17 protein-coding genes are annotated in these 19,524 nt (G+C 55.9%); 12 read left to right on the top strand and 5 right to left on the bottom strand.

All coding sequences use genetic code 11. The features are described from left to right. Nucleotides 1-110 precede the first annotated feature (110 nt). The 3 genes from fnr (at nucleotide 111) to uspE (ending at nucleotide 2,251) form a co-directional block, all read left to right on the top strand. The gene (gene fnr / locus EnteroDNA1_RS01890; RefSeq protein WP_006174991.1) at nucleotides 111-863 is read left to right on the top strand and encodes a fumarate/nitrate reduction transcriptional regulator Fnr; all 753 of its coding nucleotides are present in this window, start codon (nucleotides 111-113) and stop codon (nucleotides 861-863) included. Between the two features lie 145 nt (nucleotides 864-1,008). Further along, nucleotides 1,009-1,191: a hypothetical protein gene (locus EnteroDNA1_RS01885; RefSeq protein WP_014883604.1), complete on the top strand. Its 183-nt coding sequence runs from the start codon at nucleotides 1,009-1,011 to the stop codon at nucleotides 1,189-1,191. Between the two features lie 109 nt (nucleotides 1,192-1,300). Continuing rightward, nucleotides 1,301-2,251 carry a universal stress protein UspE gene (gene uspE / locus EnteroDNA1_RS01880; RefSeq protein ID WP_023335478.1) on the top strand — a complete coding sequence of 317 codons (951 nt, stop codon included), beginning with the start codon at nucleotides 1,301-1,303 and terminating at the stop codon, nucleotides 2,249-2,251. A gap of 120 nt (nucleotides 2,252-2,371) precedes the next feature. Here the strand turns inward: uspE and pntB are convergent, their stop codons facing one another. Both pntB and pntA read right to left on the bottom strand, forming a co-directional pair. Then, nucleotides 2,372-3,760, bottom strand: coding sequence for a Re/Si-specific NAD(P)(+) transhydrogenase subunit beta (pntB, locus tag EnteroDNA1_RS01875; protein ID WP_069302718.1), 1,389 nt, complete (start codon nucleotides 3,758-3,760; stop codon nucleotides 2,372-2,374). Between the two features lie 10 nt (nucleotides 3,761-3,770). Next, nucleotides 3,771-5,300 carry a Re/Si-specific NAD(P)(+) transhydrogenase subunit alpha gene (gene pntA, locus EnteroDNA1_RS01870; protein WP_069302717.1) on the bottom strand — a complete coding sequence of 510 codons (1,530 nt, stop codon included), beginning with the start codon at nucleotides 5,298-5,300 and terminating at the stop codon, nucleotides 3,771-3,773. 535 nt (nucleotides 5,301-5,835) lie between these two features. Here pntA and ydgH point away from each other — a divergent pair. The 3 genes from ydgH to folM all read left to right on the top strand — a co-directional run bounded on the left by ydgH (nucleotide 5,836) and on the right by folM (nucleotide 9,110). Then, nucleotides 5,836-6,780, top strand: a complete 945-nt coding sequence (ydgH, locus tag EnteroDNA1_RS01865) for a DUF1471 family protein YdgH (RefSeq protein ID WP_033145347.1) — start codon at nucleotides 5,836-5,838, stop codon at nucleotides 6,778-6,780. Between the two features lie 185 nt (nucleotides 6,781-6,965). After that, nucleotides 6,966-8,348 (top strand): amino acid permease, encoded by a 1,383-nt coding sequence (locus EnteroDNA1_RS01860; protein ID WP_029740292.1) that lies wholly within the window; start codon nucleotides 6,966-6,968, stop codon nucleotides 8,346-8,348. A gap of 39 nt (nucleotides 8,349-8,387) precedes the next feature. Beyond that, nucleotides 8,388-9,110 (top strand): dihydromonapterin reductase, encoded by a 723-nt coding sequence (gene folM / locus EnteroDNA1_RS01855; protein WP_069302716.1) that lies wholly within the window; start codon nucleotides 8,388-8,390, stop codon nucleotides 9,108-9,110. Here the strand turns inward: folM and EnteroDNA1_RS01850 are convergent. Beyond that, complete coding sequence (locus EnteroDNA1_RS01850; RefSeq protein ID WP_028017326.1) at nucleotides 9,107-9,442, bottom strand: GlpM family protein; 336 nt, start codon at nucleotides 9,440-9,442, stop codon at nucleotides 9,107-9,109. The genes folM and EnteroDNA1_RS01850 overlap by 4 nt on opposite strands. A 128-nt stretch (nucleotides 9,443-9,570) precedes the next feature. Here EnteroDNA1_RS01850 and rstA point away from each other — a divergent pair, with 128 nt between their 5' ends. The 4 genes from rstA to tus all read left to right on the top strand — a co-directional run bounded on the left by rstA (nucleotide 9,571) and on the right by tus (nucleotide 13,176). Further along, nucleotides 9,571-10,287: a two-component system response regulator RstA gene (rstA, locus tag EnteroDNA1_RS01845; protein WP_021241154.1), complete on the top strand. Its 717-nt coding sequence runs from the start codon at nucleotides 9,571-9,573 to the stop codon at nucleotides 10,285-10,287. A 251-nt stretch (nucleotides 10,288-10,538) separates the two neighbouring features. Further along, a complete protein-coding gene (locus tag EnteroDNA1_RS01840) occupies nucleotides 10,539-10,799 on the top strand; it encodes a hypothetical protein (protein WP_069302715.1) in 261 nt (86 codons plus the stop codon). Nucleotides 10,800-10,874: 75 nt separating this feature from the next. After that, nucleotides 10,875-12,173: a two-component system sensor histidine kinase RstB gene (gene rstB / locus EnteroDNA1_RS01835; RefSeq protein WP_033145344.1), complete on the top strand. Its 1,299-nt coding sequence runs from the start codon at nucleotides 10,875-10,877 to the stop codon at nucleotides 12,171-12,173. A gap of 73 nt (nucleotides 12,174-12,246) precedes the next feature. Continuing rightward, nucleotides 12,247-13,176, top strand: coding sequence for a DNA replication terminus site-binding protein (gene tus, locus EnteroDNA1_RS01830; RefSeq protein ID WP_069302714.1), 930 nt, complete (start codon nucleotides 12,247-12,249; stop codon nucleotides 13,174-13,176). Here the strand turns inward: tus and fumC are convergent, their stop codons facing one another. Continuing rightward, nucleotides 13,177-14,571: a class II fumarate hydratase gene (gene fumC / locus EnteroDNA1_RS01825; RefSeq protein WP_069302713.1), complete on the bottom strand. Its 1,395-nt coding sequence runs from the start codon at nucleotides 14,569-14,571 to the stop codon at nucleotides 13,177-13,179. A gap of 139 nt (nucleotides 14,572-14,710) precedes the next feature. Next, nucleotides 14,711-16,357, bottom strand: coding sequence for a class I fumarate hydratase FumA (gene fumA, locus EnteroDNA1_RS01820; RefSeq protein WP_069302712.1), 1,647 nt, complete (start codon nucleotides 16,355-16,357; stop codon nucleotides 14,711-14,713). A 199-nt stretch (nucleotides 16,358-16,556) separates the two neighbouring features. Between fumA and manA the strand changes: the two genes are divergently transcribed. Together manA and EnteroDNA1_RS01810 are read left to right on the top strand one after the other, a co-directional pair. After that, nucleotides 16,557-17,741, top strand: a complete 1,185-nt coding sequence (gene manA / locus EnteroDNA1_RS01815) for a mannose-6-phosphate isomerase (protein WP_039262310.1) — start codon at nucleotides 16,557-16,559, stop codon at nucleotides 17,739-17,741. A 214-nt stretch (nucleotides 17,742-17,955) separates the two neighbouring features. After that, on the top strand, nucleotides 17,956-19,488 hold the full coding sequence (locus tag EnteroDNA1_RS01810) for a YdgA family protein (protein ID WP_064672364.1): 1,533 nt from the start codon (nucleotides 17,956-17,958) through the stop codon (nucleotides 19,486-19,488). The last annotated feature ends 36 nt before the right edge of the window (nucleotides 19,489-19,524 follow it).

The raw sequence follows: 19,524 nt of genomic DNA, 5'->3' as shown, positions 1-19,524 counted from the left end.
AGATGGCGACACGTTGCCGTCTCTTGTCCTTATTGAGGGTTTGTCAGGCTTACGTACTTACCAAAAAGATGTTAAAATTGACCAATATCAATTAAGGCTTGAGCAAACCTATGATCCCGGAAAAGCGAATTATACGACGCATTCAGTCTGGCGGTTGTGCTATCCATTGCCAGGATTGCAGCATCAGCCAGCTCTGTATCCCGTTTACCCTGAATGAGCATGAACTCGATCAGCTTGATAATATCATCGAGCGCAAAAAGCCTATTCAGAAAGGGCAGACGCTGTTTAAAGCGGGAGACGAACTGAAATCGCTCTATGCTATCCGTTCTGGCACCATCAAGAGCTACACCATCACCGAACAAGGTGATGAGCAGATCACCGGCTTCCATCTGGCGGGCGACCTGGTGGGCTTTGACGCCATCGGCACGGGCCATCACCCGAGCTTTGCTCAGGCACTCGAAACCTCAATGGTTTGCGAAATCCCGTTTGAAACCCTGGACGATCTGTCCGGTAAGATGCCTAACCTGCGTCAACAGATGATGCGTCTGATGAGCGGTGAGATCAAAGGCGATCAGGACATGATTCTGCTGCTTTCTAAAAAGAACGCAGAAGAGCGCCTGGCCGCGTTTATCTACAACCTCTCCCGCCGCTTCGCCGAGCGTGGCTTCTCGCCGCGTGAATTCCGTCTGACGATGACGCGTGGCGATATCGGTAACTACCTGGGTCTGACCGTGGAAACCATCAGCCGTCTGCTGGGCCGTTTCCAGAAAAGCGGGATGCTGGCCGTTAAAGGTAAATACATCACTATCGAAAACGGTGAAGCGCTTGCCGTTCTTGCCGGGCACGCCCGCAACGTGGCGTAACTCTCCGCATGTTGATGACCAGACCATAAATTCTTGTGATTTATTGGTCTGGTGTAATCACTTCCGTTTCAAGATATTTTCACCGTAGCACGTCCCCACACAGCGCCCGAAAGGTTCTCGTTGAGGTTATGAATTGAGAGAAAGTTTGTTTTTCGTTTCAGTCGTGATTGCCTCTGTGACCTTTATCTTCATCTGGATCATGCTTGTCGGTCCGATGAAGGGGGAAGAAAAAACCTACGTCCAGGACTCCACGACCTTTGCGATAGCGGTGATGGTGCTGCTGTTTATTGCGTTTATCGCGGTGACGACGACGGTACTTTTCCTCTGATAAATTTTCATGAATTATTGATCTGGCAAAACCTCCCCTCTGTTTCATTCAGGATATATAGGTTACTCTTTTAATTACAGACTGTGGTGACAGTAGTAAGGAGACCTGTATGGCCAAGTATCAAAACATGCTGGTAGCTATCGATCCGAATCAGGACGATCAGCCGGCATTACGACGTGCTGTGTATTTACATCAACGGATTGGTGGCAAAATCAAAGCGTTTTTGCCGATCTATGACTTCTCGTATGAGATGACCACCCTTCTGTCGCCTGACGAGCGCACCGCTATGCGTCAGGGCGTCATCAGCCAGCGTACCGCGTGGATCCGTGAACAGGCGAAGTATTACCTGGAAGCGGGCGTGCCCATTGATATTAAAGTGGTCTGGCATAACCGACCTTTCGAAGCCATCATCCAGGAAATTGTCGCCGGTGGGCACGACCTGCTGCTGAAGATGGCGCACCAGCACGACAAGCTGGAATCCGTCATCTTCACCCCGACCGACTGGCACTTGCTGCGCAAATGCCCTTGCCCGGTCTGGATGGTGAAAGACCAGCCGTGGCCTGAAGGCGGGAAAGCCGTTGTGGCGGTAAACCTCGCGAGCGAAGAGGATTACCACAATTCGCTGAACGAGAAGCTGGTGAAGGAGACCATCCAGCTTGCCGATCAGGTCAATCATACCGAAGTGCACCTGGTGGGCGCCTATCCGGTTACCCCGATTAACATTGCCATTGAGCTGCCTGAATTTGACCCGAGCGTGTACAACGACGCGATCCGCGGTCAGCATCTGCTGGCCATGAAAGCGCTGCGCCAGAAATTCAGCATCGATGAGAAAATGACCCACGTGGAAAAAGGCCTGCCTGAAGAGGTGATCCCGGACCTGGCGGAACACCTGCAGGCGGGGATTGTGGTGCTGGGCACCATTGGCCGAACCGGTATTTCTGCCGCGTTCCTCGGCAATACCGCCGAACAGGTGATCGACCATCTGCGCTGCGACCTGCTGGTCATTAAGCCGGATGAGTACCAGACGCCGGTTGAGCTGGACGATCCGGAAGACGATTAACGCCTGACGCCCGGCGGCGCAGGCTTGCCGGGCCTACAAAACCGTAGGCCGGGTAAGCGTCAGCGCCACCCGGCAATAAAAAAACCGCCGAATTCGGCGGTTTTTTCGTTTCAGCGCAACTTACAGTGATTTCAGAATCGCATCCACGCTGGCTTTAGCATCGCCGAACAGCATGTGGGTGTTCTCTTTGAAGAACAGCGGGTTCTGAACCCCGGCATAGCCGGTATTCATGGAGCGTTTGAAGACGATCACGTTCTGCGCCTTCCACACTTCCAGAACAGGCATACCGGCGATTGGGCTACCCGGGTCGTCCTGCGCCGCAGGGTTAACGGTATCGTTGGCGCCAATGACCAGCACGGTGTCGGTGTCGGCGAAATCATCGTTGATCTCATCCATTTCCAGCACGATGTCGTAAGGCACTTTCGCTTCCGCCAGCAGCACGTTCATGTGGCCAGGCAGGCGCCCTGCCACCGGGTGAATACCAAAGCAAACCTTGATGCCACGCGCGCGCAGCTTCTCGGTGATTTCCGCAACCGGATACTGCGCCTGCGCCACCGCCATGCCGTAGCCCGGAGTGATGATCACGGAGTGCGAGTTTTTCAGCATGTCTGCGGTATCTTCCGCAGAAATTTCACGGTGCTCCCCCACTTCTTCATCCGCACTGGAAGAAGAACCATCGGTCCCGAAACCACCGGCGATGACGCTGATGAACGAGCGGTTCATCGCCTTACACATGATGTAAGACAGGATCGCACCGGAAGAACCCACCAGCGCACCGGTGACGATCAGCAGGTCGTTGCTCAGCATAAAGCCTGCCGCCGCTGCCGCCCAACCGGAGTAGGAGTTCAGCATCGAGACAACCACCGGCATATCCGCACCGCCGATGGACGCCACCAGGTGCCAGCCGAACGCCAGCGCGATGATGGTCATTACCAGCAACGCCAGTACCTGCAGGCCGACGCTTTCGGTACGCACGAAGACCACCAGCAGTACAAACGACACCACCAGCGCCGCCAGATTCAGCTTATGACGGTTTGGCAGCATCAGCGGTTTAGAGGAGATCTTCCCGCGCAGCTTGCCGAACGCCACAATAGAGCCGGTGAAGGTCACCGCACCGATGAAGATACCGAGGAACACTTCCGTCAGGTGGATGTTCACCAGAATCGGTTCCAGACCCGGTTCGTGATACAGGTAGCTGTTGAAGCCCACCAGCACCGCCGCCAGACCGACGAAGCTGTGCAGAATGGCAACCAGCTCCGGCATCTCGGTCATTTCAACGCGTTTTGCCAGGCGAATACCAATCGCGCCACCGATGATCATCGCTACCAGGATCCACGCCACGTTGCCGGTATCCGGCCCGAAGATGGTGGCAATCAGCGCAATCGCCATCCCGGCGATACCAAAGTTATTCCCCTGCTGAGACGTTTCGTGTTTGGAAAGCCCCGCCAGACTGAAAATAAACAGGATTGCAGCAACAATGTATGCAGCTGTCACTAATCCTCCAGACATATGCTACCCCTTAGCCTTTACGAAACATTTTCAGCATGCGCTGAGTCACGGTGAAACCACCGAAAATATTGATACTGGCGATCAGCACCGCGATAAAGCTCAGGAAGCTGATCCAGCCGCCGTGACCAATCTGCAGTAACGCCCCCACCACGATGATCCCGGAGATGGCGTTGGTTACCGACATCAGCGGCGTATGCAGCGCATGGGAGACGTTCCACACCACGTAGTAGCCCACGACGCAGGAGAGCGCGAAGACGGTAAAGTGGCCGAGGAACTCTTTTGGCGCAACGTCAGCCAGCCAGCCGAACAGAATAATCACCAGCGCCATGATCGCGTATTTGCGCCATGGAGAAGCGGGTTTGGCGGGTTCTTTTGGCTCAGGCGCCGCTTTCGGTGCCGCCTGAGGCTGAGCAGAAACCTTAATAGGCGGCGCAGGCCAAGTAATTTCACCTTCACGGACCACCGTGACGCCGCGCACCACCACATCGTCGAAATCAACGGTGACGTTGCCGTCTTTCTCTTTGCAAAGCAGCTTCAGCAGGTTGACGAGGTTGGTGCCGTAGAGCTGAGAAGACTGCGTTGGCAGGCGGCCCGGCAGATCGGTATAGCCGATCACCTTCACGCCGTTAGCGGTCGTGGTTACCTGATTTGGAACGGTATATTCACAGTTACCGCCGTTTTGGGCGGCCAGGTCGACAATCACGCTGCCCGGCTTCATGGAGTCAACCATCTCACGGGTGATCAGCTTCGGCGCCGGTTTACCCGGGATAAGTGCGGTGGTGACAATAATGTCGACATCTTTCGCCTGAGCGGCGAAGAGTTCCATTTCGGCTTTGATGAAGGCTTCGGACATTACCTTCGCGTAACCATCGCCGCTGCCTGCTTCTTCCTTGAAGTCCAGCTCAAGGAATTCGGCGCCCATACTCTGGACCTGTTCCTTTACTTCAGGACGGGTGTCAAAGGCGCGTACGATAGCGCCCAGGCTGTTTGCCGCACCGATTGCGGCAAGGCCCGCCACGCCAGCGCCAATCACCATCACTTTCGCCGGAGGGACTTTACCCGCGGCGGTGATTTGACCGGTAAAGAAGCGACCAAACTCGTGGGCCGCTTCAACAATAGCGCGGTAGCCGGCAATGTTTGCCATGGAGCTCAAGGCATCCAGCGACTGCGCGCGCGAAATGCGCGGCACGGAGTCCATTGCCATCACGGTCACGCCGCGGGCCGCCAGCTTCTCCATCAGCTCCGGGTTTTGCGCAGGCCAGATGAAGCTCACCAGGGTCGTTCCCGGATTCAGCAGCGCAATCTCACTCTCTTCCGGTGCGTTGACCTTCAGAATCACCGGCGACTGCCAGACGTCAGCACCGTCGACCACTTCCGCGCCAGCCTGGATAAAGGCCTCGTCATCGAAACTCGCCAGTTTGCCCGCGCCGCTTTCAACCGCGACCGTAAAACCCAGTTTAAGCAGTTGCTCCACCGTTTTCGGTGTTGCCGCTACGCGGGTCTCATTGGCTAACCGTTCTTTTGGTACCCCAATACGCATAGTTTTCCCTTCCATCGGTTTTTGATGATGGTTTATCGATAAATGCCCGCGGTTTGTATCAATTTTCGCCATCGCGCGAGCGACGAGAGATGATTAACCCCGGAAAATAAAACAGTAACAAACTGTCTATAACCTACTGAAAATAGCGCCCGTGATCTACCGCCAGAAAACACTATTTCTTACTTTATCTGTGAAAAATAAGCGATCGGCGTCACTGACAGTGATATTTACTTTAAATTCACTGCCAGAACCGATAAATCGCGCAAGCGAAGCGGTAAAAACATGATATAGCGCCATAACAGAACAACTTGTTAACATTAAATTAACTTGTAAAAGTCATATGCTTTATCAGTTTTACTTGTCAAACGCGTGTTTTTTCAACATATCACTAAATGTTATCGAATTCGGTGATTCAGTAAGCACAGGCAGTGAAAAATGGCGCAGACAGCGACGGGTTTTAAATGCAATAATCGGGACCGTCTCAAATTAACAACAATACCAGTACATGGTTTGCGCAAGGCGAAGGATCATTTTTATGAAGCTTAAGAACACACTCCTGGCGTCCGCACTTCTTTCCGCGACCGCCCTGTCTGCGAATGCCGCAACAGAGTTAACGCCGGAGCAAGCGGCAGCGTTAAAACCTTTTGACCATACGGTCATTGTGGGTCGTTATAATTCTATTGGCGACGCCGTCGCCGCTGCATCAAAAGCCGCTGATAAAAACGGGGCGGCCTCGTTTTATGTCGTTGACCAGTCCGATTACGGCAACAGCGGTAACCTGCGCGTGACAATCGCGCTGTTCAAAGACAATGCGCCAAAAGCTGACGCACCGAAAAACCGCGTGATCAACGGTGTTGTTGAACTGCCGAAAGATCAGGCGATTGAGCTGGAACCATACGACACCGTCACCGTTCAGGGCTTCTATCGCAGCCAGCCTGAAGTGAACGATGCCATCACCAAAGCCGCGAAAGAGAAAGGGGCCTACTCTTTCTTCATCGTGCGTCAGGTCGATGCTAACCAGGGTGGCAACCAGCGTATTACCGCGTTCATCTATAAAAAAGATGCGAAAAAACGTGTTCTGCAGAGCCCGGATGCTATCCCGGCGAATTCAGAAGCAGGTCGCGCGGCGATAGCGAAAGGCGGCGAAGCAGCGAAGAAAGTTGAAATTCCAGGCGTAGCAACGACGGCTGCCCCAAGCGCTGAAGTGGGCCGTTTCTTCGAAACGCAGTCCACGAAAGGTGGCCGTTACTCCGTTACGCTGCCTGACGGTACCAAAATTGAAGAGCTGAACAACGCCACTGCAGCGCAGATGGTGCCGTTCGATAGCATCAAGTTTACCGGCAACTACGGCAACATGACGGAAGTCTCTTACCAGGTCGCGAAGCGTGCGGCGAAGAAAGGGGCGAAGTACTACCACATCACCCGCCAGTGGCAGGAACGTGGTAACAACGTGACCATCAGCGCCGATCTGTACAAGTAACAAAATCGTTGACGAAAGGCGGCGCAATGCCGCCTTTTTTTGTTACTTTTTTTGAATTTCTGCCTCACGTCATTGCATGCATTCGTTACACTCCGTAAAATCCCGCGCCTTAGTGTGATCCACCATTTTTATGCGCCTGAGCGAAATAATTATTCTGGATTTTGACCTTTCATAACAGGAAGCCAATGGAAAAGAAACTTGGCCTGAGTGCTCTGACTGCACTCGTTTTAAGCTCAATGCTGGGTGCAGGCGTATTCAGTTTGCCGCAAAATATGGCGGCCGTTGCCAGCCCATCTGCGCTCATCATTGGCTGGGGCATTACGGGTGTCGGCATACTGCTGCTGGCCTTCGCCATGCTGCTGCTCACCCGCATTCGTCCGGATCTTGACGGCGGCATTTTCACCTATGCGCGCGAAGGTTTCGGCGAGCTGATTGGCTTCTGTTCCGCGTGGGGATACTGGCTATGTGCCGTTATCGCCAACGTCTCCTACCTGGTGATCGTCTTCTCAGCACTCAGTTTCTTTACCGATACGCCTGAGCTGCGCCTCTTTGGCGACGGAAATACCTGGCAGTCTATTGTGGGCGCCTCGGTGTTGCTGTGGTTCGTCCACTGGCTGGTGTTGCGTGGCGTACAAACGGCCGCCAGCATCAACCTGGTGGCGACGCTGGCGAAACTGGTTCCGCTCGGCCTGTTTATCGTTCTTGCCTTTATTGCGTTCCGTATGGACGTTTTCAAGCTTGATTTCAGCGGCGTTGCGCTGGGCGTGCCCGTCTGGGAGCAGGTGAAAAACACGATGCTGATTACCCTGTGGGTGTTCATCGGCGTTGAAGGCGCGGTCGTGGTTTCTGCCCGGGCCAGGAATAAACGCGATGTGGGCCGCGCCACGCTGCTGGCAGTTCTGGCCGCGCTGGGGGTCTATCTGCTGGTCACGCTGCTGTCGCTGGGCGTGGTGGCGCGTCCTGAGCTGGCTGAAATGCGTAACCCGTCAATGGCGGGCCTGATGGTGAAAATGCTCGGCCCCTGGGGCGACGTGGTGATTGCCGCAGGGCTGATCGTCTCCGTCTGCGGCGCTTACCTGAGCTGGACCATCATGGCGGCTGAAGTGCCGTTCCTGGCCGCGACGCACAAGGCGTTTCCACGCCTGTTCGCCCGTCAAAACCAAAACAGCGCGCCGTCGGCATCGCTCTGGCTGACCAACATCAGCGTTCAGGTCTGTCTGGTGCTGATCTGGCTCACAGGTTCAGACTATAACACCCTGCTGACCATCGCCTCGGAGATGATTCTGGTACCCTATTTCCTAGTAGGTGCGTATCTGTTAAAAATTGCCACACGTCCGGCGCATTATGTCGTGGGTGTCGGAGCCTGTATTTACGGCCTGTGGTTGTTGTATGCTTCCGGGCCTATGCATCTGCTGCTGTCGGTAGTGCTGTACGCACCGGGTCTGCTGGTGTTTATCTACGCCCGCCGCACGCATCAGCTGGAGAACGCGCTGAAGCGCCGTGAGATGGCCTTAATTGGATTGTTACTGGTTGCTGCCCTACCGGCAACCTGGATGTTAATGGGATAGCATCGCCTTTCCCATTGTTGAACTGTAAAGGAGAATACGATGGGAAATGCACCGCTTCGCCCAATACTGATTACCGGTGGAGGCCGCCGTATCGGCCTCGCCCTCGCCCATCACTTTCTCAACCTTCGCCATCCGGTCATTGTCAGCTACCGTACGGAATACCCGTCGATTGAAGGGTTACGCAAAGCCGGGGCGGTCTGCATTCAGGCTGATTTTTCGACCGATGAAGGCATTCTGGCTTTCACGGAAAAGGTAAAAGCCGCCACGACGGGACTGCGCGCCGTGATCCATAACGCCAGCGCATGGCGAGCCGAAAAACCCGGTACGTCACTCAGCGAAACGCTCTCCGCCATGCTGCAGATCCACGTCAATGCGCCTTATCTGCTTAACCACGCTCTGCAGGATCTGCTGCGCGGCCATGGGCACGCGGCCGGCGATATTATTCACTTCACCGATTATGTAGTTGAGCGCGGCAGCGACAAGCACATCGCCTACGCGGCCAGTAAAGCCGCACTGGATAATATGACGCGCTCGTTTGCCCGCAAGCTCGCGCCCGAGGTGAAGGTAAACGCCATCGCCCCGGCGATGATTTTGTTTAACGAAAACGATGATGCGGAGTATCGCCAGCAGGCGCTGAATAAGTCGCTCATGAAAATCGCGCCGGGCGAGAAAGAGGTGATCGACCTTGTGGATTACCTGCTCACCAGCTGCTACGTCACGGGCAGAACCTTTGCCGTGGACGGCGGCCGCCCGCTGCGCTAGTGAAAACGGCTCCAGAAGAAAATTAGCACCCAGGCGCTGAGTCCCCAGCAGACCACCGCCCCGCTCAGCGCCAGGGGAAGACGCAGAAAACCGGTGAAATACCACAGCGAAAGCAGGTAGAGAAAATACGGAATGATAGACCACATGCCAAACACGATGGTCGTGCGTAACGCTTCCGTACCCCGCTCAGAAGCCACAATATAGTGAGCAATTAGCGCAAAGGTCGGGAACAGCGGGATTAGCCCGGCAATGTAGTAGTTTTTCGTTTTTGCCAGAATGCCAATCAGTAACACCACCAGCGCGCCCAGTGCGGCTTTGATCACCAGCCCCATACTTTTCCCTATAACAATCAAATAACAATAAGAGCCAGAATAACGGAACCGGCGTTAATTTTGAAAGATTAATGGAAGGTTAAGGTTCCGCGGTGTATGTTGGCTTTTTTCACGAAAACAGACGCTGTATGAATAAGATTGTTTATGTTGAAGACGAACCCGAGGTCGGGCAACTGATCGCCGCCTATCTGGGTAAACATGATATGGACGTCATTGTTGAACCTCGCGGCGATCGTGCCGAAGAGGTGGTCGTCCGTGAAAACCCGGATCTGGTACTGCTGGATATTATGTTGCCAGGCAAAGACGGCATGACGCTCTGCCGTGACCTGCGCGCCCGGTGGGAGGGTCCTATCGTCCTGCTCACCTCACTGGACAGCGATATGAACCACATTTTGTCGCTGGAGATGGGCGCCAATGACTACATTCTGAAAACCACACCGCCTGCCGTCCTGCTTGCCCGCCTGCGCCTGCATTTGCGCCAGCACGCCAGCATCGAACGCGAAGCGCCCGCGCCGTCTCTGACGCCGCACAAAGCGATGCGCTTCGGTACGCTGTCTATTGACCCCATTAACCGCCAGGTGCTGCTCTCCGGCGAGCTTATCGCCCTCTCCACCGCAGACTTTGACCTGCTGTGGGAGCTGGCAACGCACGCCGGGCAAATCATGGACCGCGACGCGCTGCTGAAAAACCTGCGTGGCGTGAGCTATGACGGAATGGACCGCAGCGTTGACGTGGCGATTTCGCGTCTGCGCAAAAAGCTGCAGGATAACGCTACCGAGCCCTACCGCATTAAAACCGTGCGTAACAAGGGTTATCTGTTTGCCCCACATGCGTGGGAAACCTGATCCCATATCCCGATAAAATAACCTGCGCGAAATGAAGGCATTGCGCGACGATGCCCTTCTTTCGCGCGTTTACTTTTACGTTTGCGCAACAATTAACTTGCTAAGCACGCGAACTATCCCATAATTAAATCTTCATCCATCCTTTCTACAGCCAGCACTGCCTCGGCGACATGCAGACTCTTTTTTCACCGTGAAGCTCTCACGATACCTCTCCCATAAAATCTTGAAATGAGGATTTAAGCCCATGAAATATGTATAGCTACAGTCAGGTAGAGGCCATCAAAACCAATCTTGAATGGATTGTTAATCAGGCTGCGCTTAGCCATTCCTCCCCTTCACGCGCCGATCAAAAAGCGCTCTTTGATCTCCTTGAACTCATCCAGACTTACGAAATACTTCTGGATTTAATTAACGAATTCGGTACCGATGTGATTGATGTGCACATTGCGGAAGGACTGGCCGTAACGGAAACACTCATCGCCAAAGTAAAAAACAGCGCAATTGCCATGTAACGCGCTCCACAGACATGAAAATATCGACGGGTTTTCATGTATATTCTGCACAAAGCGTTTCTTCGGTGAGATCCAATGAAAAAGCTGTTTGTGCAGTTTTATCTTTTGCTGTTTGTCTGCTTCCTGGTCATGACCATGCTGGTCGGGCTGGTCTATAAATTCACCGCCGAACGTGCGGGCAGGCAGTCGCTGGACGATCTGATGAAAAGCTCGCTCTATCTGATGCGCAGCGAGCTGAGAGAGATCCCGCCGCACGACTGGGCGAAAACCCTCAAAGAGCTGGATCTGAACCTGTCATTCGATTTACGCATCGAGCCGTTAAAAGATTTTGAGCTGGATCCGCCCGCCATGCAGCGTCTGCGCGACGGGGACATCGTCGCGCTGGACGAGAAATACACCTTTATCCAGCGTATTCCGCGCAGCCATTACGTGCTGGCCGTCGGGCCGGTGCCCTATCTCTATTACCTGCACCAGATGCGTCTGCTGGACATGGCGCTAATGGCCTTTATCGCCATTTCGCTCGCGTTTCCGGTCTTTATCTGGATGCGCCCGCACTGGCAGGACATGCTGAAGCTGGAATCCGCCGCGCAGCGTTTTGGCGAAGGGCATTTTACCGAACGCATTCACTTCGACAGCGGTTCCAGCTTTGAACGTCTGGGCGTGGCCTTTAACCAGATGGCCGATAACATCAATGCCCTGATCGCCAGTAAAAAGCAGCTGATCGACGGGATTGCGCACGAGCTGCGCACGCCGCTGGTCCGCCTGCGCTATCGTCTGGAGATGAGCGAGAATCTGACGGAAGCGGAGTCTCAGGCGCTTAACCGCGACATCGGCCAGCTTGAGGCGCTGATTGAGGAACTGCTGACCTACGCGCGCCTCGATCGTCCGCAAAACGAACTGAACCTCAGCACGCCGGACCTGCCTGCCTGGCTGCAAACCCACATCGATGACGTTCAGAGCGTAAACCCGCAGCGCACGCTGTTAACGCGCGTCACGCCGGGTGATTACGGCGCGCTCGATATGCGCCTGATGGAGCGCGTGCTGGACAATCTGATGAACAACGCCATGCGCTACAGCGAAAGTACGCTACAGATCGGACTGGATTTGCAGGGCAATCAGGCCAGCCTGACGGTGGAAGATGACGGTCCGGGGATTGCCCCGGAAGCGCGAGAAACCGTGTTTGAACCGTTTGTCCGCCTCGACCCCAGCCGCGATCGCGCCACCGGCGGATGCGGCCTGGGGCTGGCGATTGTTTATTCTATCGCGCAGGCGATGGGCGGCACGGTGCATTGCGAAGAGAGCGAGCTCGGCGGCGCGCGCTTCTGCTTTAGCTGGCCGGTATACCATAACATCGCCCTTCCCGTCCCTGCCTGACTTCAACAGCACGCTGGCCTGACCCGGCGTGCTGTGCTATATGATAAGTATGTTGTAACTAACGAGAGTGCTTATGGCGACCTACGATCTCCTCGAACGGCTGAACAGCACGTTTCGGGAAATAGAACACGAGCTCCTGACCCTGACCGAACGTTTGCAGAGCTGCCGCCTGCTGGCCGCGCGCGTCTTTACCCTGCCCGAGGTGGCTAAAGGTGCCGAGCACGACCCGCTGGACACCATCGCGGTTGAACAGCACATCGGCAGCGCCGCCCTTGAGCTGGCGCTGAAGCACTATCGCCGCCTGTTTATCCAGCAGCAGTCAGAAAACCGCAGCAGTAAGGCCGCCGTGCGTCTGCCCGGCGTGATCTGCCTGCAAACCGATGCGACAACGCGCGACGCGCTGGAAAGCCAGATTACCCACATCAACACCCTGAAAGCGGCCTTTGAAAAGATCGTTACCGAAGAGTCCGGCCTCGCCCCTGCCGCCCGGTTTGAATGGGTGCACCGTCAGCTTCCGGGGCTGATTACCCTGAACGCCTATCGCACGCTGACGGTACTGCGTCACCCCGCCACGCTGCGCTTCGGCTGGGCGAATAAGCACATCATTAAAAACTTCACCCGGGATGAGATTCTGGCGCAGCTGGAAAAAAGCCTGAAGACGCCGCGCACCGTCGCTCCTTGGTCGCGCGAGCAGTGGATTGAGCGCCTGGAGCAGGAGTACCACAGCATCGCCTCACTCCCGGCGGACGCGCGCCTCAAGATAAAGCGTCCGGTGAAGGTACAGCCTATCGCCCGCGTCTGGTATTCAGGCCAGCAAAAACAGGTTCAGTATGCCTGCCCGACGCCGCTGATTGCACTCTATGATGCCGATCGGGGGGCCATCGTGCCGGATATTGGTGAGCTTTTGAATTACGATGCGGACAATGTCCAGCACCGTTACAGACCTCAGGCGCAGCCGCTGCAGCTGATTATTCCGCGGCTGCACCTGTACGTGGCGGGATGACTATTTCAGGCTGCCGACCATCGCTTCCGGGCGAACCCAGGCGTCGAACTCCGCCTCCGTCAGATAGCCCAGCGCCAGGGCGGAGGCTTTCAGCGTCAGCCCCTCTTTGTGCGCTTTTTTAGCGATCTCGGCGGCCTTGTCGTAGCCGATATGGGTATTCAGCGCCGTCACCAGCATCAGGGATTCATTGAGCAACTGGCTGATACGTTCGCGATTCGGCTCAATCCCTACCGCGCAGTGCTCGTTAAAGCTCTCCATTCCGTCCGCCAACAGACGAATCGATTGCAGAACGTTGTGGATCACCATCGGGCGATAGACGTTCAGCTCGAAGTTGCCGGACGCACCGCCCAGGTTGACGGCTACGTCGTTGCCCAACACCTGACAGCAGAGCATGGTCATGGCTTCGCACTGGGTCGGATTCACTTTACCCGGCATGATGGAGCTGCCCGGCTCGTTTTCCGGAATACTGATTTCACCGATGCCGCAGCGCGGACCCGAGGCCAGCCAGCGCACGTCGTTGGCGATTTTCATCAGCGAGGCCGCCAGCCCTTTCAGCGCGCCGTGGGTGTGGACCAGCGCATCGCAGGTCGCCAGCGCTTCGAACTTGTTGGGCGCCGTGACGAACGGCTGTCCGGTGATGTTTGCCAGCTCCTCCGCCACGCGCACCGCGTATTCTGGATGGGTGTTTAACCCGGTCCCGACCGCCGTCCCGCCGAGCGCCAGCTCCGCCAGATGCGGCAGGCTGTATTCAATGTGCTTCAGGTTATGTTCCAGCATCGCCACCCAGCCGGAAATCTCCTGGCCGAGCGTCAGCGGCGTGGCGTCCTGCAGGTGCGTACGGCCAATTTTGACGATGTCGCGGAAGGCCTGCGCTTTCTCGTTGAGCGTGGCTTTCAGCACGTTGAGCTGCGGGATAAGCTGCTCGCGGATAGCGATGACCGCCGCCACATGCATCGCCGTCGGGAAGACGTCGTTAGAACTCTGGCTTTTGTTGACGTCATCGTTCGGATGGACCTTACGCTCCATGCCGCGCACGCCGCCAAGCAGTTCGCTGGCCCGGTTCGCCAGCACTTCGTTCATGTTCATGTTGCTCTGGGTGCCGGAACCGGTCTGCCAGATGGCGAGGGGGAATTCATCGGGATGCTTACCCGCCAGCACTTCGTCGGCGGCGTTGATGATGGCGGTCGCTTTGTCTGCCGTCAGCAGGCCTAAATCCTGATTCACTTTCGCGGCAGCGCGTTTGGTGAGCGCCAGCGCCTGAATCAGCGAGACGGGCAATTTTTCGGTCGAAATACGGAAGTGCTCCAGCGAACGCTGGGTTTGCGCGCCCCAAAGCTTGTCGGCCGGGACGTCGATGGCGCCCATCGAATCTTTCTCATGGCGTACCGTGGTCATTACTTTCTCCTTGATAACAAAAGAGGGATTGCTCACATGCTTAAGGGATAAGTATTGATGACTTCTGGGAAACGATATGGCGCTTTGTGCGCTCTTTTTGATATCGGGTGGCGCAGCCGCCACCCGTCAATTTACAGAATTACTTCACGCACGCCGAACACTGGGACGACTGGATCTGCTTGAAGAAGTCGTTGCCTTTGTCATCCACGAGGATAAACGCCGGGAAGTCTTCCACTTCAATTTTCCAGATCGCTTCCATACCCAGTTCCGGGTATTCCACGCACTCCAGGCTCTTAATGCTGCCCTGCGCCAGAACCGCAGCCGGGCCTCCGATGCTGCCGAGGTAGAAGCCGCCGTGCTTGTGGCAGGTGTCCGTCACCTGCTGGCTGCGGTTGCCTTTCGCCAGCATGATCATGCTGCCGCCGTTAGCCTGCAGCTGGTCAACGTACGAGTCCATACGCCCTGCCGTGGTTGGGCCTAACGAGCCGGACGCGTAGCCTTCAGGCGTTTTCGCCGGGCCAGCGTAGTAGATCGGGTGATCTTTAATGTACTGCGGCAGGCCTTCGCCGTTGTCCAGACGCTCTTTCAGCTTCGCGTGCGCGATGTCGCGGCCCACGATGATCGTGCCGTTCAGCGAGAGACGGGTCGAGACCGGATACTGCGAAAGCTGCGCCAGAATCTCTTTCATCGGACGGTTCAGGTCGACGCGAACCGCTTCACCCTCACCCGCTTTGCGCAGCTCTTCCGGAATGTATTTGCCCGGATTGTTTTCCAGTTTTTCGATCCAGATGCCGTCGCGGTTGATCTTCGCCTTGATGTTGCGATCCGCGGAGCAGGACACGCCCATACCGACCGGACAGGATGCGCCGTGACGCGGCAGACGGATCACGCGCACGTCGTGGGCAAAGTATTTGCCGCCAAACTGCGCGCCGAGGCCCAGGTTACGCGCCTCTTCCAGCAGTTCCTGCTCAAGCTGCACGTCGCGGAACGCCTGGCCGTGCTCGTTACCTTCGGTAGGCAGGCCGTCATAATATTTGGTTGAGGCCAGCTTGACGGTTTTCAGCGTGCTTTCCGCCGACGTACCGCCAATCACAAACGCGATATGGTACGGCGGGCACGCCGCGGTGCCGAGGGTGCGCATCTTCTCAACCAGGTAATTTTTCAGCTTGCCCGGGGTGAGCAGCGCCTTGGTTTCCTGGTAAAGATAGGTTTTGTTGGCTGAACCGCCGCCCTTGGCGATACAGAGGAATTTGTACTCGTCACCGTCGACGCTGTAGAGATCGATCTGTGCCGGCAGGTTGGTGCCGGTGTTGACCTCTTTGTACATATCCAGCGCCGCGTTTTGCGAGTAGCGCAGGTTATCTTCGGTGTACGTGTTGTAGACGCCGTGCGCCAGGGCTGCTTCGTCACCGCCGCCGGTCCAGACGCGCTGGCCTTTTTTACCGACGATGATCGCCGTGCCGGTGTCCTGACAGGTAGGCAGAACACCTTTCGCGGCGATGTCTGAGTTACGCAGGAACTGCAGGGCAACGTATTTATCGTTTTCGCTGGCCTGCGGGTCGCTGAGAATATCGGCAACCTGCTGCTGGTGCGCTGGGCGGAGCATAAACGAGGCGTCGTGGAAAGCGTGCTGCGCCAGCAGCGTCAGCGCCTGCGGATCCACCTTGAGGATCTCTTGTCCTTCAAACTCAGAGACGGAGACGTGATCGCGGGTTAACAGGTAATACTCGGTCCGATCCTTACTGAGGGGGAAAGGATCCTGATAATGGAAGGGTTTATTCGACATTGGTCTCTCACTTACTGCTTCGGTCTGTTTATTCAGGGCAGATGTTCCGCTGCCCGGCTTAAAAGCGAGTCAGCTTATCCTACACAATTTTTTAACAAAAACTGAGACTAGTACGACTTTTTACATCCACAGGTTACTTCCATGAGGTTTATTGCTTTAATACCCGGAGTTAATTCCACAATTGAATCAGGGCTTGATAATGCAAAAACTCATTAACTCAGTGCAAAACTACGCCTGGGGAAGTAAAACTGCGTTAACGGATCTCTACGGTATCGCGAACCCGAACAACCTGCCGATGGCAGAACTGTGGATGGGGGCGCACCCGAAGAGCAGCTCAAAAATTGAAGACGCCAGCGGCCAGGTTCGCAGCCTGCGTGACGTGATTGACGCCGATAAAGCCGCGCTGCTTGGCGACAAGGTGGCTCAGCGCTTCGGCGAACTGCCGTTCCTGTTCAAGGTGCTGTGCGCCGACCAGCCGCTCTCCATCCAGGTTCACCCGAACAAGAAAGCCTCTGAAATCGGCTTTGCGAAAGAGAACGCGGCGGGTATTCCGTTAGACGCCGCCGAGCGTAACTACAAAGATCCTAACCACAAGCCGGAGCTGGTCTTTGCGCTGACCCCGTTCCTGGCGATGAACGCGTTCCGCGAGTTTTCAGAGATCGTTTCTCTGCTGCAACCGGTCGCGGGTGCCCACAAGGCTATCGCCCACTTCCTTGAAAACCCGAACGCGGACGCGCTGAGCCAGCTGTTTGCCAGCCTGCTGAATATGCAGGGTGAAGAGAAATCTCACGCGCTGGCGGTGCTGAAAGCGGCCCTGGGCAGCCAGCAGGGTGAACCTTGGGAGACCATCCGTCTGATCTCCGAATTCTACCCGGACGACAGCGGCCTGTTCTCCCCTCTGCTGCTGAACGTGGTGAAGCTGAACCCGGGCGAAGCGATGTTCCTGTTTGCTGAAACCCCGCACGCCTACCTTCAGGGCGTGGCGCTGGAGGTGATGGCCAATTCCGATAACGTGCTGCGCGCGGGCCTGACGCCGAAATATATCGATATTCCTGAGCTGGTTGCCAACGTGAAGTTTGTGGCGAAACCTGCCGCGGAGCTGCTGACTCAGCCGGTGAAAAACGGCGCAGAGCTGGACTTCCCGATTCCGGTTGAGGATTTTGCCTTCTCCCTGCACGACCTGAGCCAGGCCGAAACTGCCATCGCGCAGGAAAGCGCGGCGATTCTGTTCTGCGCCGAGGGCGAAGCGACGCTGCGCAAAGGTGAACAGCGTCTGGTGCTTAAGCCCGGTGAGTCAGCATTCGTTGCAGCCAGTGAATCACCGGTCAGCGTAAGCGGCACCGGTCGTCTGGCGCGCGTTTTCAATAAGCTATACCCTAAATAATTCGAGTTGCATGAAGGCGGCGACGCAGCGAATCCCCAGGAGCGTACATAAGTACGTGACTGGGGTGAGCGAGGAAAGCCAACGCACAGGCAACTTGAAGTATGACGGGTATTAGGGACTTACTGATTTTTTTAACAACTCTTGCTAAGCTAGTTGCAGGCTTAATATCTCCAGGCGGTTTTTACCGCCTGGTTTCATTTTAGGGATAGTCGCAATGAAAAAATCGGTCGTAGCGGTTGGAGTGATTGTAGCGTTAGGCGTGGTCTGGACGGGTGCCTCCTGGTTTACCGGGAAACAGCTGGAAGGCCGTCTGGCTGAGATGGTGGCGCAGGCTAACGGAGAGATTAAGCGCAGCGCGCCGGAGGCGGGCCTGGAGCTGAGCTACCAGAATTATCATCGCGGCGTGTTTACCAGCCGTATGCAGCTGGTGGTAAAGCCAGTGGCCGGTGCTGAAAACGGCTGGCTGAAACCGGGTCAGAGCGTGGTGCTGGACGAGGTGGTGAGCCACGGTCCGCTGCCGCTGGCGCAGCTGAAGTCCTTTAACCTGATCCCGTCGATGGCGTCCGTTCATACCGTGCTGGTGAATAACGACGTCACCAAACCGCTGTTTGACCTGGCGAAGAATGAATCGCCTTTCGATATTAATACCCGAATTAGCTATGCCGGTGACACGAGCTCCGATATTGCTCTGAAAGCGCTGAACTACGAGAAAGAGAATGAGAAAGTCGCCTTCAGCGGCGGTCACTTCAAACTTGACGCTGACCGCGACGGAAACGTGTTCTCCCTGACGGGTGAAGCGGAAAGCGGCCTGGTCAATGCCGTGAACGAATATAACCAAAAGGTTCAGCTCACCTTCAACAACCTGAAGGCCGACGGCAACAGCCGAATGACCGATTTCCAGGAGCGTATCGGCGATCAAAAACTGTCTCTCGACAAGGTTGCCATTGCGGTTGAAGGAAAAGAGATGGCCGTGCTGGAAGGTATGGACGTCAACGGCAAATCCGACGTTTCCAAAGACGGTAAAAGCATCAACACGCAGCTGGATTACACGCTGAAGAGCCTGAAGGTGCAGAATCAGGACCTGGGCACCGGCAAGCTGTCACTGAAGATCGGCAATATCGACGGCCAGGCGTGGCACGAGTTTAGCCAGAAATACAGCAAAGAGAGCCAGGCGCTGCTGACCGATGCCGCACTCCAGCAGAACCCTGAAGTGTACCAGCAGCAGGCGATGGCGGTACTATTCAACAACCTGCCTGTCCTGCTGAAAGGCGAGCCGGTGATCACCGTTGCGCCGCTGAGCTGGAAAAACAGCAAAGGCGAAACCAGCTTTAACCTGTCGCTGTTCCTGAAAGATCCGGCAACCGCAACGGGTGAACCGCAGACGCTGGCGCAGGAAGTGGATCGCAGCGTGAAGTCGCTCGACAGCAAGCTGACCATCCCGATGGATATGGCGACCGAGTTTATGACCCAGATTGCGAAGCTGGAAGGCTACGGCGATGAAGACGCCGGCAAGCTGGCTAACCAGCAGGTGAAAGGTCTGGCGGCAATGGGCCAGATGTTCCGCATCACTAAAGTGGAAAACAACACGATTTCCACCAGCCTGCAGTACGCCAACGGCCAGGTAACGCTGAACGGCGACAAGATGCCGCTGGAAGACTTCGTCGGCATGTTTGGTATGCCGACGCTGGGGATGCCGGAACCGGCTGAACCGGCAGCGCCAACCGAACCGACGGCACCGCAGCAGTAAACGGCAAAACCCCTCGCATGAGGGGTTTTATATTGC

It is taken from the genome of Enterobacter sp. HK169 (assembly GCF_001719105.1).
Lineage (GTDB): Bacteria > Pseudomonadota > Gammaproteobacteria > Enterobacterales > Enterobacteriaceae > Enterobacter > Enterobacter asburiae_B.
Note: the sequence above shows the minus strand (reverse complement) of the source record. Positions and strands in the feature narration are given on the sequence as shown.

Bases quoted from the DNA above. Each gene is read 5' to 3' on its own strand.
- fnr (WP_006174991.1), top strand. From the start codon at position 111: ATGATCCCGGAAAAGCGAATTATACGACGCATTCAGTCTGGCGGTTGT.
- uspE (WP_023335478.1), top strand. From the start codon at position 1,301: ATGGCCAAGTATCAAAACATGCTGGTAGCTATCGATCCGAATCAGGAC.
- pntB (WP_069302718.1), bottom strand. From the start codon at position 3,760: ATGTCTGGAGGATTAGTGACAGCTGCATACATTGTTGCTGCAATCCTG.
- pntA (WP_069302717.1), bottom strand. From the start codon at position 5,300: ATGCGTATTGGGGTACCAAAAGAACGGTTAGCCAATGAGACCCGCGTA.
- ydgH (WP_033145347.1), top strand. From the start codon at position 5,836: ATGAAGCTTAAGAACACACTCCTGGCGTCCGCACTTCTTTCCGCGACC.
- EnteroDNA1_RS01860 (WP_029740292.1), top strand. From the start codon at position 6,966: ATGGAAAAGAAACTTGGCCTGAGTGCTCTGACTGCACTCGTTTTAAGC.
- folM (WP_069302716.1), top strand. From the start codon at position 8,388: ATGGGAAATGCACCGCTTCGCCCAATACTGATTACCGGTGGAGGCCGC.
- EnteroDNA1_RS01850 (WP_028017326.1), bottom strand. From the start codon at position 9,442: ATGGGGCTGGTGATCAAAGCCGCACTGGGCGCGCTGGTGGTGTTACTG.
- rstA (WP_021241154.1), top strand. From the start codon at position 9,571: ATGAATAAGATTGTTTATGTTGAAGACGAACCCGAGGTCGGGCAACTG.
- EnteroDNA1_RS01840 (WP_069302715.1), top strand. From the start codon at position 10,539: ATGTATAGCTACAGTCAGGTAGAGGCCATCAAAACCAATCTTGAATGG.
- rstB (WP_033145344.1), top strand. From the start codon at position 10,875: ATGAAAAAGCTGTTTGTGCAGTTTTATCTTTTGCTGTTTGTCTGCTTC.
- tus (WP_069302714.1), top strand. From the start codon at position 12,247: ATGGCGACCTACGATCTCCTCGAACGGCTGAACAGCACGTTTCGGGAA.
- fumC (WP_069302713.1), bottom strand. From the start codon at position 14,571: ATGACCACGGTACGCCATGAGAAAGATTCGATGGGCGCCATCGACGTC.
- fumA (WP_069302712.1), bottom strand. From the start codon at position 16,357: ATGTCGAATAAACCCTTCCATTATCAGGATCCTTTCCCCCTCAGTAAG.
- manA (WP_039262310.1), top strand. From the start codon at position 16,557: ATGCAAAAACTCATTAACTCAGTGCAAAACTACGCCTGGGGAAGTAAA.
- EnteroDNA1_RS01810 (WP_064672364.1), top strand. From the start codon at position 17,956: ATGAAAAAATCGGTCGTAGCGGTTGGAGTGATTGTAGCGTTAGGCGTG.